Annotated in this window: 10 protein-coding genes; 3 read left to right on the top strand and 7 right to left on the bottom strand. The window is 63.3% G+C overall.

All coding sequences use genetic code 11. The features are described 5' to 3' along the window. Window positions 1–148 precede the first annotated feature (148 nt). Window positions 149–1,105 (top strand): LysR family transcriptional regulator, encoded by a 957-nt coding sequence (locus HX866_RS01065; protein ID WP_177093135.1) that lies wholly within the window; start codon window positions 149–151, stop codon window positions 1,103–1,105. 492 nt (window positions 1,106–1,597) lie between these two features. Then, window positions 1,598–2,572 carry a 2-hydroxyacid dehydrogenase gene (locus HX866_RS01060; RefSeq protein WP_177093136.1) on the top strand — a complete coding sequence of 325 codons (975 nt, stop codon included), beginning with the start codon at window positions 1,598–1,600 and terminating at the stop codon, window positions 2,570–2,572. A gap of 17 nt (window positions 2,573–2,589) precedes the next feature. Here HX866_RS01060 and HX866_RS01055 read toward each other — a convergent pair whose 3' ends face one another. The 3 genes from HX866_RS01055 to HX866_RS01045 all read right to left on the bottom strand — a co-directional run bounded on the left by HX866_RS01055 (window position 2,590) and on the right by HX866_RS01045 (window position 16,121). Further along, window positions 2,590–8,925, bottom strand: coding sequence for an NEL-type E3 ubiquitin ligase domain-containing protein (locus tag HX866_RS01055; RefSeq protein ID WP_177137765.1), 6,336 nt, complete (start codon window positions 8,923–8,925; stop codon window positions 2,590–2,592). A 59-nt stretch (window positions 8,926–8,984) separates the two neighbouring features. Next, window positions 8,985–15,134, bottom strand: a complete 6,150-nt coding sequence (locus tag HX866_RS01050; RefSeq protein WP_177137764.1) for an NEL-type E3 ubiquitin ligase domain-containing protein — start codon at window positions 15,132–15,134, stop codon at window positions 8,985–8,987. 84 nt (window positions 15,135–15,218) lie between these two features. Beyond that, a complete protein-coding gene (locus HX866_RS01045; protein ID WP_177093139.1) occupies window positions 15,219–16,121 on the bottom strand; it encodes a DMT family transporter in 903 nt (300 codons plus the stop codon). Window positions 16,122–16,259: 138 nt separating this feature from the next. On the opposite strand from HX866_RS01045, the gene HX866_RS01040 reads away from it, so the two are divergent. Then, window positions 16,260–17,135, top strand: coding sequence for a helix-turn-helix domain-containing protein (locus HX866_RS01040; RefSeq protein ID WP_177104549.1), 876 nt, complete (start codon window positions 16,260–16,262; stop codon window positions 17,133–17,135). A gap of 20 nt (window positions 17,136–17,155) precedes the next feature. Here the strand turns inward: HX866_RS01040 and HX866_RS01035 are convergent, their stop codons facing one another. From HX866_RS01035 to HX866_RS01020, 4 genes are all read right to left on the bottom strand, one after another. Next, entirely contained in the window at window positions 17,156–17,380 is a 225-nt protein-coding gene (locus tag HX866_RS01035) for a hypothetical protein (RefSeq protein ID WP_177093141.1), read from the bottom strand. A 653-nt stretch (window positions 17,381–18,033) separates the two neighbouring features. Then, window positions 18,034–19,551, bottom strand: a complete 1,518-nt coding sequence (gene dacB, locus HX866_RS01030; RefSeq protein WP_177124645.1) for a D-alanyl-D-alanine carboxypeptidase/D-alanyl-D-alanine endopeptidase — start codon at window positions 19,549–19,551, stop codon at window positions 18,034–18,036. 178 nt (window positions 19,552–19,729) lie between these two features. Beyond that, complete coding sequence (locus HX866_RS01025; RefSeq protein WP_177137763.1) at window positions 19,730–20,782, bottom strand: hypothetical protein; 1,053 nt, start codon at window positions 20,780–20,782, stop codon at window positions 19,730–19,732. Continuing rightward, complete coding sequence (locus tag HX866_RS01020) at window positions 20,782–23,232, bottom strand: TonB-dependent siderophore receptor (protein WP_177124643.1); 2,451 nt, start codon at window positions 23,230–23,232, stop codon at window positions 20,782–20,784. Before HX866_RS01020 ends, HX866_RS01025 begins: the two co-directional genes overlap by 1 nt. Window positions 23,233–23,236: the final 4 nt, after the last annotated feature.

The following is a 23,236-nucleotide window of genomic DNA, read 5'->3' as shown; positions in this document are numbered from 1 at the left end:
ATGCGTGCAATTCTAGGGGGCGGCCCGTCAGGCGATAAGATGGCCTTTCTGTGAATCTTTGTTACCGTTAACGCGATAATCCCTTGGTCGTATGCCCTTCACACCGTTACTTCGTGTCACAATTTGCCGTCACCCCAGAGAGCACCCCATGGACACCTTGCAAAACATGCGCGCCTTCAGTTGCGTGGCCGAAGCCGGCAGCTTCACCGCCGCCGCCGTGCAACTGGACACCACGACGGCCAACGTCTCGCGCGCGGTCTCGGCTCTTGAGGCCCATCTGCAAACCCGCCTGCTCAACCGCACCACCCGCCGCATCGCCCTGACCGAGGCCGGCAAGCGTTACCTGCTGCGCTGCGGGCAGATCCTGGCCTATGTCGAGGAAGCCGAAGCCGAGGCCAGCGATGCCCATGCGCGTCCGGCCGGGCAGTTGAAAGTGCACTCGATGACCGGGGTCGGCCAGCATTTCGTCATTGACGCCATCGCCCGTTATCGCAAGACCCATCCGGATGTCACCTTCGACCTGACCCTGGCCAACCGTGTGCCGGATCTGCTCGACGAAGGTTATGACGTGTCCATCGTGCTGGCCAGCGAGCTGCCGGACTCGGGTTTTGTCTCCCAGCGTTTGGGGATCACCTACAGCATCGTGTGTGCCTCGCCGGCCTACGTCAAAGCCAACGGCTGCGCGCAGCGCCCCAGCGACCTGCTCAACCATGCCTGCCTGCGCCTGGTGAGCCCGGTGATCGCCCTGGACCGCTGGGCCTTCGATGGCCCGGATGGTCAGGAAGCGGTGAACATTGCGACGTCGCCGTTCCTGGTCAACTCCGCCGATGCGATGAAGGCGGCGATCACCAGTGGCATGGGGGTTGGCGTGTTGCCGGTGTATGCGGCGATTGAAGGGCTGCGCAACGGCAGCCTGGTGCGGATGATGCCCAGCTATCGGTCGCAGGAACTGAATGTGTATGCGATCTATCCGTCGCGCCAGTATCTGGATGCCAAGATCAAGACCTGGGTCGAGTACCTGCGCAGTACCTTGCCGGAGATCCTCGCGAGTCATCAGGCCGAATTGGCGGCGTATGAACTGGGGCACGTGCGGATCGCAACCTGATCGCAGGCGATTTCCCTTGTGGTGAGCGGGCTTGCCCGCGCTCGGCTGCGCAGCAGTCGTAAAACCTGACACCTCGCTGTATCAGGTGGAACGAGTTCTCTGGTTTTAGGGGCGCTTCGCAGCCCAGCGCGGGCAAGCCCTAATGCCAGTCAGTTAAGAAAATTTGAAGCCGAGCGCGGTCCTGTGGCGAGCGGGCTTGCCCGCGCTGGGCTGCGAAGCGGCCCCAAAACCAGTGATCGTGATGTGTCAGGTAGAACACGATGATAGATTTTGCGACTGCTTCGCAGCCGAGCGCGGGCAAGCCCGCTCGCCACAAGTCTCGGCCAGGCTTGAGATGGTTCTTAACTGACTGGCATTGGGGCAAGCCCGCTCGCCACACGTCCGCGCTCGGCTTCAAATTGCATCTCGGCCAGGCTTGAGATCGCAGGCGAGGCAGGATCCGGCGAAAAATGATAGCGTGCTTGGCATTCCCGCCGTTCGATGAGCCCCGCGATGAAAAAGACTGTACTCGCCTTCAGCCGTGTCACCCCTGCCATGGTCGAGCACCTGCGCCAGGATTTCGAAGTGATTGTCCCGGATCCGAAACGCGGTGATCTCAACGCCCAATTCGACGAAGCCCTGCCCCACGCCCACGGGCTGATTGGCGTCGGCCGCAAGCTCGGGCGCGCCCAGCTGGAAAACGCCGGCAAGCTCGAAGTGGTCTCCAGCGTCTCGGTCGGCTACGACAACTATGACCTGGCCTACTTCAACGAACGCGGGATCATGCTCACCAACACCCCCGACGTGCTCACCGAAAGCACCGCCGACCTGGGCTTCGCCCTGCTCATGAGCAGCGCCCGCCGGGTCGCCGAACTGGACGCCTGGACCAAGGCCGGACAATGGCAGGCCAGCGTCGGCCCGGCCCTGTTCGGCGGCGATGTGCACGGCAAGACCCTGGGCATCGTCGGCATGGGCAATATCGGCGCCGCCGTCGCCCGTCGTGGTCACCTCGGCTTCAATATGCCGATTCTCTACAGCGGCAACAGCCGCAAGCCGGACCTCGAACAGCAACTCGGCGCGCAGTTCCGCAGCCTCGACGCCTTGCTGGCCGAGTCCGACTTCGTGGTCTTGGTGGTGCCCTTGAGCGACAAGACTCGCCACCTGATCAGCCATCGCGAACTGGGCCTGATGAAGTCCGACGCGATCCTGATCAACATCTCCCGGGGTCCGGTGGTGGACGAAGCGGCGCTGATCCAGGCCCTGCAAAACGGCACCCTGCGTGGCGCCGGCCTCGACGTCTACGAGAAAGAACCGCTGGCCGAGTCGCCGTTGTTCCAGCTGAAGAACGCCGTGACCCTGCCGCATATCGGTTCGGCCACCCACGAAACCCGCGAAGCCATGGCCAATCGGGCGCTGGCCAACCTGCGCAGCGCCTTGTTGGGCGAACGCCCGCGCGACCTGGTCAATCCCCAGGTCTGGAAAGGCTGAACGGACGCCGGGCAGGATTAATCCTGCCCGGCGTCGATGTTGACCCGAAAGAGCCTGGGCAGTGCCTGGCGCGTCAGGATGCGCAGCCAGTTTTCACAGCGCTTCAGGTACTCACGCTGCAACGCTTCGCCACGGTCCCTGTAGTCCTGCGTGGTCTCGCCTTCCAAGGGTTCATAGTCGAAGAACTCGCCAAAGAGCCGGTCGTGCTCGCTGATATGGCTGTCCTTCAGGAACGCCTGCCAATGACGGTTGCTCATCAATATACTGTCCAGCCCTCGCTCCGCTTCGGCGTCCAGGACGAGCCGGCGCATGGACTCGACCGCCCTTGGATCAACGCTCCTCGGCACCACGTCATCAAGAAACAGCGGCGGCAGGTGAAGCTCGCCGAGGTCGGAGGCATACGCCCGAAAGCGTTCCTCCGGATACTGGACGTTCTGTCTGTACACCTCATTGTGCAAGGTGAAGTAGCGGAACTCTCCCCGGGCCAGCACAAAGACCCTCTGCTCCCTCATACTTACCTCGGTCTGACGGCGGGCGAACGCATAAAACGCCTCCAACTGCAGCCGTCTGAAAATCTCGAAGGCCGTCGAGTCACCCAGCCCACCGTAGTGGACGATATCGAATAGCTGGCTGCGCAACTCCGGGTTCCGTGCGGCAGAAGAGAGGACGTACTGCAGATGCTCGATCAGGTTTTCGCGAATCGTATCCTTGCTCTCCAGATACAGTTCGGGAAGCTTCGCCAACTCGCGGAAAAAAAGCAGGAACTCCTCCCCCGAGGCGGCGGACAAGCTATGCCAGGCCTGCGCAAGCGCATCGTCGCGGCTGGCAGACTGTTCCCATAACCACAGATCGAGCCCCTCCAGCTCAGGCACATCAAAGCCGAAGCGATTATCCGGATGACTCAGCTTGAAATATTGCAGGCGTCGTCGTGTATTGCCTGAAAGCGGATTGTGGGTCAGCGCAACCGCTGTCGGTTCAACGTTCTCGGGCCTGGCGGCCGCGAAGCCGGCAAGGACTCGCCCCGAAATATTCCGAATACGGTTATTACTCAAGTTGGCAAAAGTCAGTTGGTGCAGCTGCTCGATTCCGTCAGGCAGGGTTTCTATCTGGGTATTGCGCAGGTCCAGTTTTCTCAGCAAATGCAGCTCGGTGAGATCGGGCGAATGCCACAGCGGATTGTCACTCAGGTCCAGTTGAACCAGTTCGCTCATGCTGGCCAGGCGCTGATGACCGCCCTGGGGAAAGACAATACGGTTATGCGCCAGCTTCAGCCGACGCAGCTCACGCATCGAGCCTTCCAATACAGGAAAATCGGACAGGCGATTGTAGGACAGATCCAGCTCCTGCAATGACACGAACTGACGCAGGAACTGGTCGAGAAACACCGGCGCCTCGACCTTCATACTGCGCATCGACAAGCGCGTGACGTGGGAAAAGTCGGCAGCTCTGGGAAACAACGGAAAGCGACTGACCTCCAGGCGGTCCAGGCTCAGCAGGTAACCGGACTCGCCACTGCTCTGAGCGGGGGCTCGCAAGGTTTCCCGGCGCCAGCACTGCTTGATGCGTTTGGCGAACTGATACAAATGCGCCTGTGATTCAGCGTTATACCGGGTCTGGCGCCAGCGCTTGAGATCGCCCCTGAGCGCATCCAGCTCCTGAACGCGTTGACGGATCACCCCATCGCGACTGGCGAAACTCTCGCCCAGCAGCGCCAGCTGTCGAGACGCTTCGGCATAGGAATAGCCCGAATACAGGTTTCTGAAACGCGTCAATTGCCGATTGTGCCGCCCTTCACCGCCGCTCAGTTCATAGCCGACCCGGCCATCGGCAAGACGCTGTGGCGGCACAAAACCGGGGATCTCGGGGCGCATGCCCAACAGACGCTTCGCTCGTCCACGGTCGCCGACCGCGACACCGGCCAGGTCGCGGCGCAGTTGGCTGGCAAGGCCGCTGGGGACCAGCGCCCGGCGCACAGGCGCAGGCAAGGCGGCCATGATCGAGGGAATCAGGTTGCGACTCACCGGGCGCAGGCCATTGCCCTGGTCGGCGCCAGGCGCATAGCCTTCGGCGGACTTGACGATCAATGCGCGCTGGGACGCATCAGTACTGCCCAGGCCGTCGAGCAGCGCCCCCGACGCCGAGGTCTCGCGGATCTCGATGCGCAGGTCTGCCGGCCATTCCGGTAGATGTTCGAGCAGATGCAAGGCCAGCCGGTCGTTGTCGCCATTGATCAGGCTGTCGACCTGAAAACCTTCCAGCGCCCGACCGAGCCGGACATCCTGAATCCACCAACGGGCCTCTTGCCCCAACGCCAGGGGCAGCTTGCCGGTGTCCATCTCTCGAAGCTGTTCGTCATCGGCCTGTTCGACGATTTCCCGGGCCACCCGCTCTGGCAAACCGGGAAACAGCCGGCGAATCAGCGCCGTCGACGGATCGCTGGCGGGCGCCCGGGCCCGCTCAAGTGCGTTGCCCAGCAGGGTCTTGAGTGCCTGGGCGTCCTCGCGTTTTTTGTCCATCAGCGCCTGCACACGGCTCGCTTCGTCACGCTCACTCTCGCCGAAGAGTGCGCGGCGTTCCGAGTCGCCCAACTGTTCGAGCGCCCGGCTCAGAACCTGGTCGAGCTTGCCGGTGGTGCTCAGCCGGTCGAGGCTGTCGCCGACCCGCACATGACTGTCCACCCGTTGCAACGTATCCATCAGCAGCCCCGGCGCCCGTGAACGGGTCACATGAACCTTGCGCAACTGGTCCTCGCTGACATCACAGATCGCCATCAAGTGCCGCGCCAACTCATCGGACTGCGACGCTGCCCGATCACCCAGACGCCGAAACAGCTTCAGCCCTTCCCACTCCAGCGGCTGTTCCTGCTCGTGCCACCAGGCACCGGCGTCGTTGTGCTCCAGCTCAAGCCGATAGGCTCCAGGCAAGCGCGGATGCTCGATGCCCCATTCGTCCAGGAGCGGATTCCGATTGGCCTCGAACAGCCCGTCATCCAAGGGCAACCAGGTTTTCTCCCGCCAGCGATACAGCCCCAGCGGATCGGGCTCCAGCTCGGCAGGCAGGTCGAAGGCTTGCCGGTAAGCGTGCGCCGAATCGTTCCAGGGCCGTATATCACCGTCATCGGTGCGCCGGTCCGTCAGGGCGTCCCCGGTGTCGCGCCGCAATAACCCGGCATTGTCCGCCGTCACATCGTTGATCCCCAGCCGGATCTGATCGTCACGCGGCAACGCGGCGTTGAAGGCCTTGTAGAAATTGTCATCGCCCGCCGGGACCGGGCGCTCAGATTGGCTGAGGGTATCGAATACCCCATAGCGGCCCTGCCCGTGATGGTGCAACAACACCCGCCTGGCCGCCGGATCCGCGGCAACCGGCGCCACGGTTTGCCCTGGCCGGACCTCGGTAATCTCCAGGGTCATCCCCAGTTTTTGCCACAACAGCGCCGCCATGCCTTCACGCGCCCAGGCATCCGTCGACAGATTCCACGACCGACGCTGATAAATACCATCGAGCGACTGTTCCAGGCCCTGACTTCTGGCCGCTTGCGCGAGGGCATGACGAGGACCTTCGGGCAACAGGCCCGAAGTCAGCAGGCCGGCACGCTCGGCGGCCGTCAATGACGGGCTGCGCAACCACTCGGCAGCACGTGCGGGAGACAGGTCGGGATGCAGGGCCAGGACCTTTTCGAACAACGCCGATCGCGGCGCTCGCGCCACCGGGAGAAACTTGCGCAGACCCGGCGCCAACTCCGGCCGCTCGGACTTCAGCTGCCCCGGATAGCGGCTCAGGGTTTCGAACAGTCGGGGTCTCTCACGGGTCACCAGATCAACGATCCGTCGCCTGAGGATAACCACCCGGCTCGAAAATGCCTGGCTGGGCGAAAGGGGCCGGGCCAGCGCCGCATCGCTCGGCAATAACCCGAGAATCAACCCCACCGGGCCCAGATCGTGATCGGCGATGGTCTCCGGCGCCCCGTGATCCACATACCCGCCATCCGCCAGGCGGCGTATCGACACACGCCGGCCATGTTCGGCCAAGCGGTCCTGTTTCCCGTAGGCCTCCAGCAGCGCGCCCTGCTGGTCATGGATACTCAGGGCCAGGTCGTCCGGCCAGTCCGGCAGTTGCGTCAACGCCGAGAACAACGCCCGATCCGCTTCCTCGGGCAAGGGCGACCGCGACACCAACGGTGCGCTCAAGGCCTGCAGGGCGCGGTCGATGTTATGCCGTTTGACCGTGTCGACCAGCGCGGCGGGCGCCGGCTCGCCCTTCCAGACCTGCTGGAGGGTCTGCGAGGTGGTCCCGCTGATCCGGTTCAAGCGGGCAAATTCGCGACTCGTCAACGGCCCACCCGGCAACAGTCGTTCGCCCAGTTGACTCAGGGTCGGCGGCTCGGGGTTGTCCAGCGCCAGCTGCCAATGCCGCAACTGCGGGTCGAAGTTCACCACCGGGCGGTATACGCCGGGGTCCGGATGCACCAGGGTGTATTCCTTGGAGACGGGATCGTAGGCCAGCTCGAACGCCTGCCGTTCGCCATCGACCCGCAGCTCGCCGTATCGCTTGCCGCCCCGTTCGATCACCCCTGGCTCGCGGACCGACTCACCATGCAGCAGGCCGATTTTCACGCTGACATAACGGTCCAACCGCGAAGCCCAGAGGGTATGGTTGCCCGCCACCTGGATCCGGTGCGCGGCGCCCAGGCAACGCTGCAATTCGCGGTGACGGCGTATCGACCATTTCACCGCGTTGCGATGAAGGCCCGCGCTGATCAACAGATTGCCGATATCGACGACCGACTGCGCCAGTTGCTCCGGCCGCCCTTTTGCCGCCTCCGTGAGGCCCTGGATGAAGTTGTAGCCCAGGGTTCCGAACAGGGCGATCTGCACAACCCGGCCCATGCCGCGCAACCCTCCCGGCACCGGCAACAGCAACAGCCCGAGCACTTCATCCAGGACCGCACTGGCACCCTCGATGAAGGCCCGCCAATCCTGCACCGAGCGCTCGACCGCCAGTTCGTTGAGGTTCTGCCGGTCACGTTGCAGGTAGTAGTCTCTCAACGCCTGCGCGGGCGTGCTCGTCAGCGCCTGGTAATTCCACTGGAGTGCTTCGAGTACCGGCGCAGGAAACGCCCAATGGAAGGCATCGTATAGCCCGCCGGTCACCGCGTTCAGCCCTTCCGGCCGGGGATGCTCGGTGACGATATCGCGCACAACGGCCTGCTGCTTGATACTCAATGGCGCCAGAAACCAATTGAGGCGCTTTTGTGCATTGTCGTCCTTGAGCTGCTGCTTGAACTCGGTCTCGAAGGTTGAGGTGTCGCTGTGGTAACGCAACGCCCCTCCCAGTCGATTGGGGTAGTAACTGAAAACCCCGTCGAAGCGCTCGATTTCGAAGGTGAACAACGGCAGTTCGAGAAAACTGGAGATCACGTCGCTCTCGCCGAACAGCGCCTTGCCCAGTTGATAGGAAAGGTTGACCTTTTTCAGAATGACCACGACTTCGTTGTCCGGAAGCCGGATCGAGACGGCATTCACGGTCACGGTCTGCGGCGCGCTCCATAACGCATGACGCAGGACAGTGAAGGGTGCATGGGTGACCCCGCTGGATGCACCATTGCGATAAGCCTCATAGGGGTTGAACACGATCTCGGCCCAGGCCATCTGCTCCAGGCGCTGGCCCAGCACACCACCCTCGCCAAGCGCCTTGTCCACACGGGCCTTGAGATCGCGCCCGAGATCCAGAGCGCGGGCGATGTTGACGAAATCGAGGATCGGCATCGTGCTGACCTGGAGGATGTCATGGGGCGCGAATCCCCATTGATAGCCGGGGCCGGGTCGCTCATCGATCCAACTGGCACGCACCCGCTCGGAGCTGAACAGATCGCCGAAGCCGAAGTTCAGGCAGGCCGCCTGCCAGAGCGACAAACTGTAGACATGGGCCAGCGGCGCATTGGGGTCGTAGGCCCGCTTGCTGCGGCGGCCGGTTTGCCAATCGCTGTCCTTGAACTCCATGTGCAGGGTATGGATATAGACCTTGCGCGGATCCTGGTCGCGCCCGGTGCTTTCGCGCAAGGCCTCACGCAGGCGCTTGAGCCCATCCTGCTCGAAGGCGCTGCCAAGCTTGCGATTCTCGGCTTCGACCGCCCGGGTCATGTCGTTGAGGTAGCGAAACGCGCTGGCATAGGTCAGCCGCTCGACCTCGTTCAGGGGCTCCATCGCGGTGGCGGAAACGGACAGCAGATGGTTGCCGATGTCCGCGAGTCGCCAACTCTCCCGCGAATGCACAAAGCGTTGTTGTTCGTCGATGAGCGATTGGGTCTCAAGCCCGACGCCGGGGTCGGGAAGGGGGTGGGAGTCGTCCATGGCTGCTCTTTTCATTGCTGGAAAAGCCCAGCCTAGCCCTCTCGCCCCGGGCACCGGCTCTAACTAAATACGACAGGTGCCGTGTCACTCAAGGCGTTGATCGTCAACGTGTCGATGCGGGCATGACGCTCCTGTTCGGACAACGACTGGAAATCCTCGCCATAGGCCCGCTCGAGAAACCTGCGCCAGGCAATATCCTCCGTCAGGTAACGATGCAGGCCAAGCGCCCCCTTCACCGCCGTTTCCCGTCGCCGGACCTGCTCGACCATGGCCTCGAGCTGAGCGTCGCTCAACACCACCCGCTCCTTGTAGAAGCGTTCGTTGAACAGATCGGGCAACTCCAGCCGTGTGCCCAACAGCTCCCAATAAGTCCGATAAATACTGAGGTCGGCGGACTTGTCCCAGAGCACCTGCAAGCGGAACTTGCCTTTGAGCAAACGCAGCAGCCGGGCCTGGGCCGTGGCTTTGTCGACCTCGTTCAAGGCCTGGCGGCAGAGCACCGCGAACTCCAGTTCATTGAACAGTTGCAAACTGCCCATCCCCCCGGCCGCCAACACCTGTTGCCGGACGAAGAGTTGCTCGCAAAAATCCGCACTTTCGGCCGCCGCTTCGAGCATCCGCCAGACACGCCGTGTCAGATTGCTCCGTGCGGCGGAAAACTGCGGCTCATAAAAGGCCGCCAAGGCACTCAATTGGTCGAGAAAATCGAACAGCACGTCGGCGTCCGGCTCATCGCGGACCCGTTGCCAGACCTGGTGCTGCTCATCGCTGCGCCCCACGACCGAACCCCAGGCCTCGATCCCGACGGGGCCCGCAAGCTGGCCGGCGGACAGCCCGAAGGTAATCCCCTCACCCCTTTGCTCCCGGGCTTCGACCGCTAGCTTGGCGAGCACGTCGTGCTCCAGCGGATTGCCATTCAGACGCACGCCACGCTTGATCAGCGGTGAAGCCGAGAGCAAGGCATTGGGGACTTGGCGGATCCGGTTATCGGCCAGATTCATGTAGGCCAGGTGCTTGAGAAAGAGCGTACCCGAGGGCCATGAATCCATGCCGGTCCGGCTCAGGTCGAGTGATTGCAGATGGGTCAGGGCACCGAACTCGGGTAGCAGCTTCAATGGATTCCCACGCAGGTTCAGACTCTTCAAGCGCTGCAGCCCTGCCAGTTGCAAGACCGCCGCCTCGGTCAGGACAATCCGGTTGTCCTCCAGGTCGAGTTCTTCCAGCGCCGTCATCTGACCAATCTCCGGAGGCAGACGCTTCAGGCCGGCGCCATACAGGCGCAGGTGCTTCAAGGCCGGAAACGCGCGCAGGAACCCATTCACGTAGCTGATATCCAGGTTCATGTCACGCACCAGCAACTGGGTCACGTGGCTGAACGATACGCTGAGACTGGGCATCTGCTTGATCACGAAGCCTTCGAGCAACAACAGGCCGCCCATGAGATTGCGACTTTCCCAACGCCAGCAACGCCTGATCCTGCACGCCATGGCCACGCGCATCCTGAAGTTGGCGTCCCATACCAGTCCGTCGACGCCTCGCGGCATGTTGACCCAGCTCACCAACTCGCTCTTCAAGGTGCTGTAGTCGCGCTCCAACGCCTCGACCGCCAGCCGTTGCTCGGCGTTCGTGCGGCCCGCCGAGCGCAGTTGGTCGAACAACTCCTGCTGAGTGGCGCCGCGATAGAGTTTTTTCAACCGGGCAAACATCTGCACCTCCGGCAGATTCCTGCCACGTCCACTCATCGCGATGCCAATCTGACCGTCGCGCTGACGCACCAGACGGCGCGGCAGCGACGCCCAGCCCGGCGTGGGACGCAACCCGAGTCGCTGGCGCAGTTCGGCGCGCAGGCGAATCGCCTGCTGGCCGATCAGGTTTTTCAACAGCGCCTCCGGCCCTTGCGCTCCCCCCCAGGGCAGGCGCGCGGGCAGATCCCGTACCACTCGGGACAAGGCCAGGAGCAGGTCGCTCTGCACCGCTCCCTGACGGGAAACCTGCTCGCCATCGACGATAAACGCCTCATAACCGTCGGGCCGCTTGACCACCACCCGGCGCTTGTCGGTATCGCCGCGCCCGCTGCTGTCCAGCAGCGGGCCGTCGACTCCCGTCTCGCGGATTTCAATCCGGGCGCTATCCGGCCAACCCGGCAGTGCCTTGAGCACCGTCAACAGGATCTGATCGCTATGGGGATTGCTCAACCCGTCGGGGCTCAACCCCGTGAGAGCCTGGCCCAGGATGGCTTCCTCGCACCACCAGCGGGCCTCTTCGGCCAACGCCAGCGGTATCCGTCGCGAGTCGGTGAGCAGTCGGCGTTGCCAGGATTCGCTGTGTTCCAGCATCTCCTCGGCCACCCCACCTGGCAGCCCCGCAAAGGCCTGCTCCAACTGACTCACCAAAGGCTCTGCGGTCTGGGCCCGCTGACCGGCCAGACCGTCGGCCAGTACCTGCCGGACACGTCGCGGGTCCAGCGCCAGGCGCCGCAGCAAGTAACCGATCGCCTGGCTTGCCGACACACCCGGATCGAGGCCCAGCCACAGTTCATCAGCGACGCTGAGACCATCAAGCGCGGTTTTGAACAGCGCCGGCAGTTGCGTCGAACGCCATGTCAGCGCGGCGATGTGCTGCTCGATATCCAGATGGTCCCTGAAGCGTTGCATGACCGACAGCAGGAACGCAGGAGGAGGTTGATTGCAGAAAATCGTCTGGCGCAACAGGCTGTCCGAGGTATCGCTGACCGCCAGGATCTGCCGGGCAACCGCCTCGGAAAACGACGCCGCCTGCCCACCCAGGCGACGAAACGCCGTCGGCCCCTCCCAACCCAGCGGGTCTTCGAACTCGTGCCACCAGGCGCTGGCGCCGTTATGTTCCAGACGCGGTGTATAGGCACCCGGCAGATCGCTGGGGTTGATCCGCCAATCCTCGGGCAAGCCGGTATTTTCAATGCGGTAGAGACCGCCCTCAAGCGACAGGTAGGTGTTGTCGTCGTGTCGGTAGAGACCGGCTTCATCAGGCATCAGGGTCGCCGGCAGGACGAGCGTCTCCCGGCAACGTTCGACCGGCAGCAAAATACGCCCGTCGGCCGCCCGCCGACGCTCCAGGACGCCGGCGAGCAGTGTGCGCAAGGCCTTCACGTCGGTCGCCGAGGTCACACCCAACTGGCTCAATTCATGGGGGGTGAACAGCGCCGCCAGGGCGAGGTAGAAACTGTCGTGAGTCGGGCTGGTGGAGACCCGAGGGCACAGGGTCGTTGCCAGTCGTTCGCGAACCAACAACTCGCCGGCCAGTTGCAACCATTGATCGGTGTCGCGGTGAAACGAGCGGGCCTGATGGATTCCGTCCAGCGCCCGGCCCAGGCGGGTCATGGCTTGTGCATCGGCCAACGCACGGGCCTGCGCCCCAGGCAATTGGCCGCTTTCCAGAAACCCTTGGAGCGGCTGCGGCGCCAGGCTCACGTGCCGTAGATACTCACCGATGCGCGCCAGTGACAGCGCGGGATACAAGGCCTGGAGCTTGAGCACCAGGGGCGGCAGGGACGGCGTGACCAGTGAGAGGAAATGGCGGGCGGGGGATCGCGAGGTAGAACGATCCAGGCCGTCGTGACTGCCGAGTACCTCGAATAACCCGAGGCGTTCAAGCCGAGCCAGAGCGTTGACTTGCTGGCGTATCGCCTTGTTCCACTGGCGCCGGACAAAGGGCTGGAAGTCGCCCTTGAGCGGACAGCCGTCGGGCAACAGGCCGAGGATCAACGCCTGCACCCCGTCTTCATGGGCAAGACCGTCGGGAACCTGCAATGGATCGGCCGGCTGCTCGATATACCCGCCCTCTTCCAACCGCCGGATCGCCACTCTGTGCTCGAAGTCGGCCGGTCGCGCCTGGCGACCATGGACCGCCAACAACTCGCCCTCGGGTCCGTGGATAAACAACCCGGTGGTTTCGGGCCAATCGGACAGCCGCGGCAACAGGCAGAACAGGGCACGCTCGGCCTCCACCGGCAAGCTCAGCCGCGCATCACTGCCGCCGATCAACGCATCGAGGCCGGCGTCGATCTGTCGGCGGCGCTCGGCCTCGGCCAGCGACGCCGGTGGCAAGCCACCCGCCCAGACCTCTTGCAACACCTCACGGCGAACACCGCTGATCTGCAACAGCGTCTCGGCCTGTTCGGCATTACCCTGGACCATCATCCGTTCCAGCCAACGGGCTTCGCTCAGGGTATGGCTGTCATCCAGGTCCACCACCCAGCTGCGCGCTTGCCTTTCATAGCGCATGGGCGGGCGGAATCCCGAAGGCTCGGGCGCGACCGCCACATAGCGCTTGAGCACGATGTCGTATTCCAGCCTGACCGGAATCAGGCCGCCGGGCTCGCGCACCATGCCGAACAGCGCTTCACTCTCCTCGAAGAGCCCGCGCTCATCGGCAGCAAAGCGTTCCCGCAAGCCCTTCACGGAAACGGCATAACCGCTCAGGTCGACCTTCCACAGCCGGGGCGGCCCCTGGGCCGCTGTCACCTTGCGCCAGCGCCAAAGCTCCAGGGACAAGGCCTGAAGCTTGCGCTCCAGGACGTGTCCGGCATAGCCGAGCACACCCCCGGCGAGGATCGCCAGGCCGACGTTGGCCAGCGCCTGCCCCAACGCCCTGGGGCGCCCCTGGAAAGTCGCCAGGATGCCATCGGCCAGCCCCACACCCAATTGGGCAAACATGACCACCGCGAGCATCCGCCCCAGAGCCCCGAAACCTCCCGGCACCGGCAACATCAGAACGTTCAGCAGCAGGTTCATGACCTCAAGAAAGCCCTCCTTGACGGCTTGCAGATCGTGTTCGGTCTTTGCCACCGCGATGGCTTCGGTATTCAAGCGAAAACGCCAGGCATAGAACCCGGCCAGAACCTGGCCGGGGCTGGAATCGGCGGGCGTATCGCCATACTCGAATGTCAGTGCCTCAATGCCCTCCCCCGACCAGAGCCAGCGGTAGACGTCTTCGAAGGTCGACATCCAGCTCAGGGGCTTGGTCCTGGCGTGATCCTTGAGCCATTGCCAGAACTGGTGCTGCTGCTTGAAAGCCAACGAGGAGAGCAACCAGCCCAGCTGTCCGCTGCGACTGTCATTTTCCAGTTGCGCCTTGAAGTCCCGCTCGAACGCAGCGGTTGAATCGTGGTAGCGCATGGCGGCCCCGGGACGGTCGCCGCAAAAGCTGTAAAGCCCCTGCTGGCCCGGTACCACAAAGACTTGCAGCGGCAGGTAGATCAGCTCCAGGGGCTCACGCTCGATATCGAACAGATGCAGCCACTCGCTTTCAATGGACTCCAGCACCCGGTCCAGCCGCGCTTGCAGACCACCGGGCAGGCGCAGTGCAACATAGGAGCCCTTGAGCCGAGGGCGAGCCGCCGTCAGTTCATCCCTGAAGGCTACGAAGGCGGCGTAGGTCATGCCGGTGATGGTCGGCTGCCGGGCCGCGTCATACAGGCCGAAGTGAATCGCGGCGTGGGCAAACGCCAGTATCGACTGCGGCAATGGCTCGTCCACGCCCATGGCCTGCGCCACATGGGGCTTGAGCACGGCCCCCAGATCAAGCTCACGGACGATCTGGACAAAGGTCTGCGTCGCCAGCAACCAGCGCCGGTCGTTGATATCGACTTTTTTGTCGGAGGAAATCCAGCGCCGCTTGAGGTTGGCGTAGCTGGAATCGGAGAAGGCGAAATTCAGACAGGCGGCTTGCCACAAGGTCATGGTCGAGACCGTGACCGTACCGATGCGCCGCTCGAACGATTCCACCTGCACCGGCGGGCCATCCCCCTGGGGCTGGCGGACCTGCGTTGGCGAATCGATCACGGTATGGAGATAGGTGCTGAGCGGGTCGAGGTCCAGGCCCGAAGCTTGTCGCAGGCGTTCGCGCAGCTTGGCCAAACCGGCCTTTTCGAAGGCGTCGACGACCTTGTGGCTCTCCTCGTCGAGTGCCTCTCTGGCCGCCATGAACTGGCGATAACGTCCCAGCCAGGTGCGCTGTTCGGCTTCATGCAAGGGCCCCATGGCCGCTTTGAACGAAATCGCCAGTTGCTCGACGACCTGTTGCCGCGCCCAGCTCTTCTGGTTGTGCAGCAGGTCGGTGTCGCGACGCATGAACGCCAGCAACAAAGGGTCGTCGACCTCGGCGGGAAGCTGCGCCAGCAGCTCATCCGCCCTGTCGACATCGGTGCTTTTTCCAGCAGATCGGTTCATGGCCTGTCCTTCCTGATACGCCGTGCAAAGCGTCAGGTTATCCAGCCATGGACTCGGGACTGATCTACATAGATGTGCTGTTTCTTAGGCGACCCTGGCCGACGTCTGCCGCAACGGCGCCGCAGGTTTGCGGAACACCAGCACATTGCCCGCCATCACCGCGACCAGCCCGAGCAGCGCCGGGGCCGTCCAGTGGTAGCCCTCGGCATAGGCCGAAACGTTCAGCGCCACCAGCGGGAACAGCACCGTGCAATAGGCCGCGCGCTCCGGCCCCATACGCCCGACCAGGGTCAGGTAGGCGGTGAAGCCGATCACCGAACCCGGAATCACCAGGTACAGCAAGGAGCCGATATAGCGGGTGTTCCATTCCATCTCGAACGGGATGCCCCGGAACAGGCAGTAGGTCGCCAGCATCAAGGCGCCGTAGAGCATGCCCCAGGCATTGGTGGTCAGGGGCTTGAGCCCGGCCTTCTGTTGCAGGCTGGAAAGCAGGTTGCCAGCCGAGAAAAACAGCGTGCCGAGCAAGGCCAAACCCAGGCCCAGCAGCGTGTGCGGGCCGGCGGTGTGCCCGGAGAGCTCCGGCCAGAACAGCAGGCCCAGGCCGAGCAGACCCAAGGCCCCGCCCATCAACACATTGCGGGCGATCTTCTGCTTGAAGAAGATCCGGGCATTCAGGGCATTCCACAAGGTCGCGGTGGAAAACACCACCGCCACCAGGCCACTGGGCACCCACTGGCTGGCGGTGAGGAAACACATGAAATTCAGGCAGAACAGGCACAGGCCCTGGGCCAGGCAGATCAGGTGACCACGGCGGTTCATCGGTTGCAGGCGGCGACTGAGCAGCAGCATGACAAACAGCACCAGCGCCGCCAGGCCGAAGCGATAGACGATGGACACCGGAATCGCCACCACCCCCAGTTGCAGTTTCAGGGCGATCCAGGTGGTGCCCCAGATCAATACGGTCAGCAGGTAGAGAAACAGGTTCATGCGGCGGACTCCAGAAGACAGGCCTCAGTGTCGGTGGACACGCCGCTTGCGCGCTTGCAAAAACTTGCGCTTTTGTCGGCCCGCGGCTGCCAGGGCTTTACGCGACGGAGTAGGATGCAAGGCGTTGGAGAACAGACCATGCCCGCACTGGATACCCTGCAAGTCTTTCAAGCCCTGAACCGCTCACCCAATTCACGCCTGGAGCACAGCGCGGAGCTCGGTGACGGCCTGGCGGCGGCCTTGTGGAGCAATCATCACGACGCCCAGGACTACGAGGCGCCCGGCCATCACACCCTGTCCTGCTATATCGCCGGCGGCACCGGGACTTTTCGCCGCGACCGCCCGGACACCAAGGGCGGCCCGGACAAGCTGTGTATCCTGCCCGCCGAACATCAGTCCGGCTGGGTGATCAACGGCAGTATTCGCCTGGCCCACCTGTATTTCAGTCAGGAACAGTTTGCGGCCGGTTGCGTGACGCTGCTGGATCGTGAGCCCCGTGAGCTGCAATTGCAGGAACACACGTTTCTGGAAGACCCGCAGCAGGCGCGGCGTTTTCGCCAATTGATCGACCTCGACTGGGACGAACCGGGAGAGCGCCTGCTCAGTAGCAGCCTGGCCCATGAACTGCTCAGTCATACGTTGCTCAATCAGGTGGGGTTGCGTCAGGGCTTGAGATTGAAAGGCGGTTTGGCGGCGTATCAGCGGCGCCTGCTGGTGGAGTACATCGACAGCCAGTTGGGCCAGCCGTTGAGCCTCGGTGAGTTGGCCGGCTTATGCGCGCTGTCGGAATACCACTTTGCGCGGATGTTCCGTACCAGTTTTGGCCTGCCGCCCCACCAGTATGTCCTGGCGCGGCGACTGACCCGGGCCCGCGAACTGCTGCGCGCCACCCACCAGCCCCTGGGCGAGATCGCCCTGGCCTGCGGTTTTGCCAGCGCCAGCCACTTCAACAATCGCTTCCGGCAGATCCTCGGTGCAACGCCGGGTGACTATCGGCAGGCGTTTGCACGCTGAAGCGGCTGGCCCGCTGCAACTCAGGTGTCAGGTTGCTGCTGGGCGTCTTTCGACCCGTTCGATACATCGTCGACTTTCTGTGCCTGGGCCGTCAGGGTCTTCTGCTCGGCCTGTTCGCGGCTGGCCTGTTGGCTGAGCTGGAATTTCTGCCAATGCTCGATGGTGCGATCGGAACCGCCCTCGGCAAAGGCAGCAACAGAACTGACGGACAACAAGCCGGCAATGACTAACGTAGACAGTTTCATGAGTTCAATCTCTAAGTAAATAAAAGGAAGTGCCGTCTGGGCGGCTTGATAATCCAGCGGTACTGTCGATTAATAATATTAAGTGGTCGTTAACAGCAACATGGCCAGTCGATGACATTAATTTTAGGCGTGCGTGCGGGCCCACTTAAGGCCGAAAGTGCTTTAAAACCGGGAGTCGGAGATATACAAGTATGAGTTGTATGAAAAAAAAGAAAGTGCCGCAGAAACACGCGCAGATTTTAAATTATTATCATCAACACATAACACTGCGTTAATAATAGCGGCAACTTGCATAGCTTGGTTATTGACCACTCCAGCCAGTCACTACCTGAATCGGGATACCAGGGCTTGAGCTAATGCCAGTCAGTTAAGGCAGTTTGAAGCCGAACGCGGTTTTGTGGCGAGCGGGCTTGCCCGCGCTCGGCTGCGCAGCAGCCGTAAACCCAAGCACCTCGGTGTACCTGATACACCGCGATTAATGGTTTTAGGGCCGCTTCGCAGCCCAACGCGGGCAAGCCCGCTCGCCACAAATTTCGGCCAGACTTGAGGACTGGCGTTTTGGCTTGAGCGACCAAGGCTTGCGTGCGCGGCCCTTCGCGCCTGCTGCTGTGTCCAGCAGGCGGCGCCGAGCAGTGGCGCCACAGCGACCTGGCTTAGTCAGCCTTGTTGGCCAGGGACTCGACGACCGCGTCCTCCACGGCCTTGATCTGCCGGCCCCCCACTGCATAGTTGTTGGTCAACATGGCGAACACCAGCAACCGACCGTCGCGGTTGGTGACATAGCCGGCCAACGACGACACGCTGCGCATGCTGCCGGTCTTGGCGTGCAGGTTGTTGGCCGCCGCCGTGCCAGCCAGGCGCTTGCGCAGGGTGCCGCCGATCATCCGCTCAGGATTGCCGGCCACCGGCAGTGCCGCATACCAGGACTGGAACCAGGGACGACTGCGCGCCACCAGCAACAGGTCGCTGAGGGTCCTGGCCGAGATCTGGTTGCCACGCGACAGTCCCGAGCCGTCCACCTGCAGCAACTGCACCGACGATACGCCACGGGCATGCAGGAACCCATTCACCGCCGCCGCGCCCGCCTGGGCCGTACCAGCGCCAGTGGTCTTGCGCCCCATGGACTTGAGCAGGATCTCCGCCATGTTGTTGTTCGACAGTTTGAGCAACGGCGCCATCAGGTCCGCCAGCACGGCGGACTGATGCTCCACCAGCACCTTGGCGCCTGGCGGCGTGGCCTGGCCCAGGAGCGTGTTTCCTTCCATCGCGACACCGGACTGCAACAAGGCACTGCGGAACAGGTCCGCGACCAGCCCGGTCGGTTCCCAGACGCTGACCTGGGCCGTTCGCTCGGCGCCCTTGGGCACGCCGCCATCGATCCGCAACAGGTTACCGCCATGAACTCGGCTGACCGACAATGGCCCCCGGCCGGTGGTCGCACGATTAAGCACGCTCATGTAGCGATTGTCGGGCGTGAAACTGACCCGCACAGGCTGGCGCGGGCCGCTGGAGCGCACATTGACCAGGATTGAGCCGACATCGAGATCGTCGTTGGGCGACACACTCAACGCGGAAATCTGCGCCGAGTAGTACTGCTGCTCATCCTGGCTGTCCCAGCCGAGTCCCAGCCGCTCGCGGTCGAAGGCGGTGTCGTCGAGGATCAGCCGGCCACGTACGCGGGTGATGCCCTTGCGGGCCAGATCAGCGGCCAGGGCACGATAATCTTCCTGGCGGATACTCGGATCGCCCGTACCACGCAGGTACAGGTCACCGACCAGCACATTGCCTTGCTGCACACCGGTGGTCAGCAGGGTGGTGGAGAACCGGTAGTCGGCGCCCAGCACGTCCATCGCGGCGGCAGTGGTCACCAGCTTGAGGCTGGAGGCCGGCACCAGGCGACTCTCGGGGTTGTACTCACAGACCAGCTTGCCACCGTTCGCTTCGCGCACCACCAGCGAGGTCACCGCACCTTGCAGCGCGGAGTTGCGCAGGGTGCTGTCGAGTCCGGCGCAAAAAGCGCTGCGCGGCAGCGGCAGGGGTAATTGCGCGGCCTGCAGGATAACCGTCCTGGCCGGCTCGGGAGCACGGACCGGCTTGCTGGAACAGGCCGCCAGCAGGACAAAGAGCGAGGCGACAACGGCCTTGCCCATGAAACCTTGTCGCAAATTCATCGTTTGCCTCAATTCAACTCAAACCATACAGAAAAGCCCCTGCGGTCGGCAGAGGCTCATCACTCAGGAGGCACGAAAGGACAGGACACTTATCGAGTCAACAGATGGAATTATGCGGTAACTCGCCCCTCGGAATCCATGAGGGAGCAGCTCGCTCCCCAAGAACAGAATAGCGCCCTCAGGGCGCCAGGGTGGTTAGCGAGAAGGTATTGGCGTGGAAAACCGGGTCAGCCTTGGCTTCGCCCTTGGCGGTGGCCGGCAGGGTGAAGTCCATGGCGGGCAGGTAGACCTTGCGGCTCACCGGATCGAACGCCATGTTGTAGGCCATCGGCAAGGTGCTGACGCTGCCCAGTGTGCGGTAGTGGTCGACATCCGTCTGTTCGACCAGAGTCAGGTTGACGTCCACCCCGCTGGGGATGATCAGCCGATGCTGGCGGGCATCCCAGGCCAGGGCATTCACATCCCGGGTGATCGGCAGGCTGGCCTTGACCGCGCCGCTCGCAAGGTCAGCCACGATCAACCGGGGTTGCTCGCCGCGACAGGCGACGAACAGCCGCTGCCCCTGCTGATCCTCGGCCAGGGCACTGGGTTTGGGACAGCCGTCGAAGCTCCAGCTGTCGAGCACTTCGAAGGTGCTGGCCGAAAACCGTGCCACCTTGCCTTCGTCGCGCATCGGCAGGAAGAAACTGCCATCGCCCTTGACCAGCAACGGATCGATCTTCTTCACGTCCAGTTCATGGGCCGCCGTGACCTTCTCCGCCCGTGGGTCGAAGACAAACAATGTCGAACGATCCGCCCGGCGTCCGCTGACGACGATCACCTGGCCGGTGTGCGGCTCATACACCGCGCTGTTGAGGTTGCTCTGGGCCACCGGGATTCGTTTCAACAGCTTGAGACTGGACAACTCGACCACGCCGAGGCTGCCATCAGTGTTGAGCACAAACACGCGATTACGTTCAGGCACGAACACCACGGCATTGGCCCCCGCCGAGTGCTCGAGGGTTTTCACCAGGCGCTGTCTGGCCACGTCGAACACGCTCAGGCCGTTGTCCCGCCGGGCGAGAAACAGGTAGGGCCGTGTCGGGTCGAGGGCGGCGAAACCCCAGCTGTCGCCGGAGCCGGGCAAGCGCGCCTGATGCTCGCGATGGTAGAGGCGCCCGTCCCCGGGTGCCGCCGCCAGGGCGGTGGCACTCAGGCTCAGGGCCAGCAGCATGGCGCTGACGCTTTTCATCAGAACTCCAGGGTGCTGGACACCGACACCTGCCGGGCATCACCCATGGACACGAACAGCTGGCTGACCGCCGAGGTGTAGTAGACCTTGTTGAACAGGTTCTTCACGTTGAGCTGGAACTTGACCTTCTGCCCTTCCACCTTGGTGTCGTAGGTGGCGAAGGCATCGGCCACGGTGTAGCCCGGCAGTTGGAAGGTGTTGGCCGCGTCCCCGGCGCGCTGGCCGACATAACGTGCCCCGGCACCGGCCCGCAGTTTGTCGCCGCCGCCCATGATCGAGCCGAAGTCGTAGACCGCCGACAGGGAGCCGGCGTTCTTCGCCACGTTTTGCAGGCGGTTGCCCTGGAAGTTGGCGTCCTGGGTAACCTGGGCGTCGGTGTAGGCGTAGCTGCCGATCACGCTCCAACGGTCGCTCAGTTGACCGCTGGCATCCAGTTCCAAGCCACGGGAGCGCACCTGGCCGGCGACGCTGTACTGGGTGGTCAGGCCGTCGGCGACGGACACCAGCACGTTACGTTTTTGAATATCGAAGATCGCCGCAGTGGCGGTGATGCGCCCTGGAATATCCAGCTTGGTACCGATCTCCCAGGCCTTGGACTGTTCCGGCTCAAGCGAGCCGTCCAGCACCAGGCGGGTGCTGCTGGTCAGTGCCAACGGGGCGATGGTGGAGTTGGGCTTGAACGACTCGGTGTAGCTGCCATAGAACGACAACTCGTCGGTGTAGCGGTACACCAGGCCTGCACGGGGTACGAACTTCTCGCCATTGCCGTTGGTGTTGACCTGGAACGGCCGGCCCTTGCCCGCGTACTGGTCGTACATCTGGAAACGTCCACCGGCCACCAGGATCCACTGGTCGTTGAGGTGGATCGAGTCCTGGGCGAACAGCGAGTCGCTGCGCAGCAGGTCGGTCTGGTCGCTGTCCTTGGGGCTGACGGTGGAGCCCGGGACTTCACGACCATAGACCGGGTCCAGGTAGCTGAAGGTGCTCAGCGGGCTCTGGCGGATCAGGTCGGAACGGTAGATCTTGCGATACTCGTCGTCGACACCGAACTCCAGGTCGTGCTGCATGCCGGCCACATCGACCTTGCCTTCGAGGCTGGCGGTGGTGAAACGGTCGGTGGTCAATGCACCTTTGGTGCCGTCCATGCTGCGCACCAGGGTGCCGTTGACCGGGTTGACCGACACCACCCGGACCTGGCTGGCATCGTAGGTTTCGCGGTTCCAGCTGTAGCCGAGGTGGGCCTTCCAGTTGTCGTTCAGGTCATGATCGGCTTCGAAATGAACCAGGTCCGAACGCCCTTCCATGTTGTTGAACGGCTCATCCAGCCGACGATCCTTGGGAATGGCCAATGGGTGGTTGGTCCGCGGATCGATGGCGGTGCCACGGTCGAACGGGGTCAGGAACTCGCGGTGCTCGTAGGACAGCAGCAGCTTGGTGGTCTCGCCGAACCAGGCCAGGGACGGGGCGATCAGGGTCTCGCGGTGGGCCCCGAAGTTGCGCCAGTAATCTTCGTCTTCACGGTCGAGGACCATGCGGTAGGCCAGCCCGGAGTCGCCGAGGGCGCCGGTGCTGTCGAGGCTGCCGCCGCTGCCGTTCTTGCCGTCGCCATAGGTCGAGCCGCGCAGGGTCACCGCGTTGTACTGTTCCAGCTGGGGTTTCTTGCTGACCAGGTTGACCACGCCGCCCGGGTCCTGGATGCCGTAGAGCAAGGAGGCCGGGCCCTTGAGCACTTCGACCCGCTCGGTGGTGGCGTTCAGCGCACGGCCCTGCACCAGGGGCATGCCGTCCTGCATGATCGAACCGTTACGGTTGTCGCCGAAACCACGAATCATCACCGCGTCCTGGGTGCTGCCGAGGGTGTTGGCCTGGGTGATGCCGCTGATGTTGTTCAGCGCGTCGTCGAGGTTGCGCGGCGTCTGGTCACGCAGGACCTGGGCCGACACCACGTTGATGGTCTGCGGGATTTCCTGCAGCGAGGCACTGGAGCGGGACACCGAGGTGACCTGCGGCGGCTGGTAGCTGGTGGAAGAGGCCTGCTGGTTGCCGTTGATGGTGGTGGCGCCGAGGTTCAGGGCGCCCTGGGTCGGTAAAGGCTCGAGGGCCAGGGTGTGGTCATCGGTGCGGCGGAAGGTGAAGCCGGAATTGCTCAGCAGCCGTTGCATGGCCTGCTCGGCGCTCATCTGCCCGTTGACCGCCGGTGCCTGGCGGCCATACGCCGTGTCGTCGGTGTAGACCACGCTCAGGCCGGTGACCCGACTGAAGTCGCTCAGGGCCTGGGGCAGCGGCTTGGCGGCGATGGCAAAGTTGAATTGCGCGCTGTGCTGCGCCGCGGACTCGGCGGCCAGGGCCACGCTCAGGGGCAGCAAGGCCAACCCCGATACCGCCAGCGCCGATGCGCCAAACCACCGCTTGACCGAACTGCCTGCCACCGATTTTGCCCTGGACTTCATGTGT

It is taken from the genome of Pseudomonas gingeri (genome assembly GCF_013386165.1).
Classification (GTDB): domain Bacteria; phylum Pseudomonadota; class Gammaproteobacteria; order Pseudomonadales; family Pseudomonadaceae; genus Aquipseudomonas; species Aquipseudomonas gingeri_C.
This window is presented reverse-complemented; position numbering and strand designations above follow the sequence as displayed.

Coding starts and splice junctions, on each gene's coding strand:
- HX866_RS01065 (WP_177093135.1), top strand. CDS start 149: ATGGACACCTTGCAAAACATGCGCGCCTTCAGTTGCGTGGCCGAAGCC.
- HX866_RS01060 (WP_177093136.1), top strand. CDS start 1,598: ATGAAAAAGACTGTACTCGCCTTCAGCCGTGTCACCCCTGCCATGGTC.
- HX866_RS01055 (WP_177137765.1), bottom strand. CDS start 8,925: ATGGACGACTCCCACCCCCTTCCCGACCCCGGCGTCGGGCTTGAGACC.
- HX866_RS01050 (WP_177137764.1), bottom strand. CDS start 15,134: ATGAACCGATCTGCTGGAAAAAGCACCGATGTCGACAGGGCGGATGAG.
- HX866_RS01045 (WP_177093139.1), bottom strand. CDS start 16,121: ATGAACCTGTTTCTCTACCTGCTGACCGTATTGATCTGGGGCACCACC.
- HX866_RS01040 (WP_177104549.1), top strand. CDS start 16,260: ATGCCCGCACTGGATACCCTGCAAGTCTTTCAAGCCCTGAACCGCTCA.
- HX866_RS01035 (WP_177093141.1), bottom strand. CDS start 17,380: ATGAAACTGTCTACGTTAGTCATTGCCGGCTTGTTGTCCGTCAGTTCT.
- dacB (WP_177124645.1), bottom strand. CDS start 19,551: ATGAATTTGCGACAAGGTTTCATGGGCAAGGCCGTTGTCGCCTCGCTC.
- HX866_RS01025 (WP_177137763.1), bottom strand. CDS start 20,782: ATGAAAAGCGTCAGCGCCATGCTGCTGGCCCTGAGCCTGAGTGCCACC.
- HX866_RS01020 (WP_177124643.1), bottom strand. CDS start 23,232: ATGAAGTCCAGGGCAAAATCGGTGGCAGGCAGTTCGGTCAAGCGGTGG.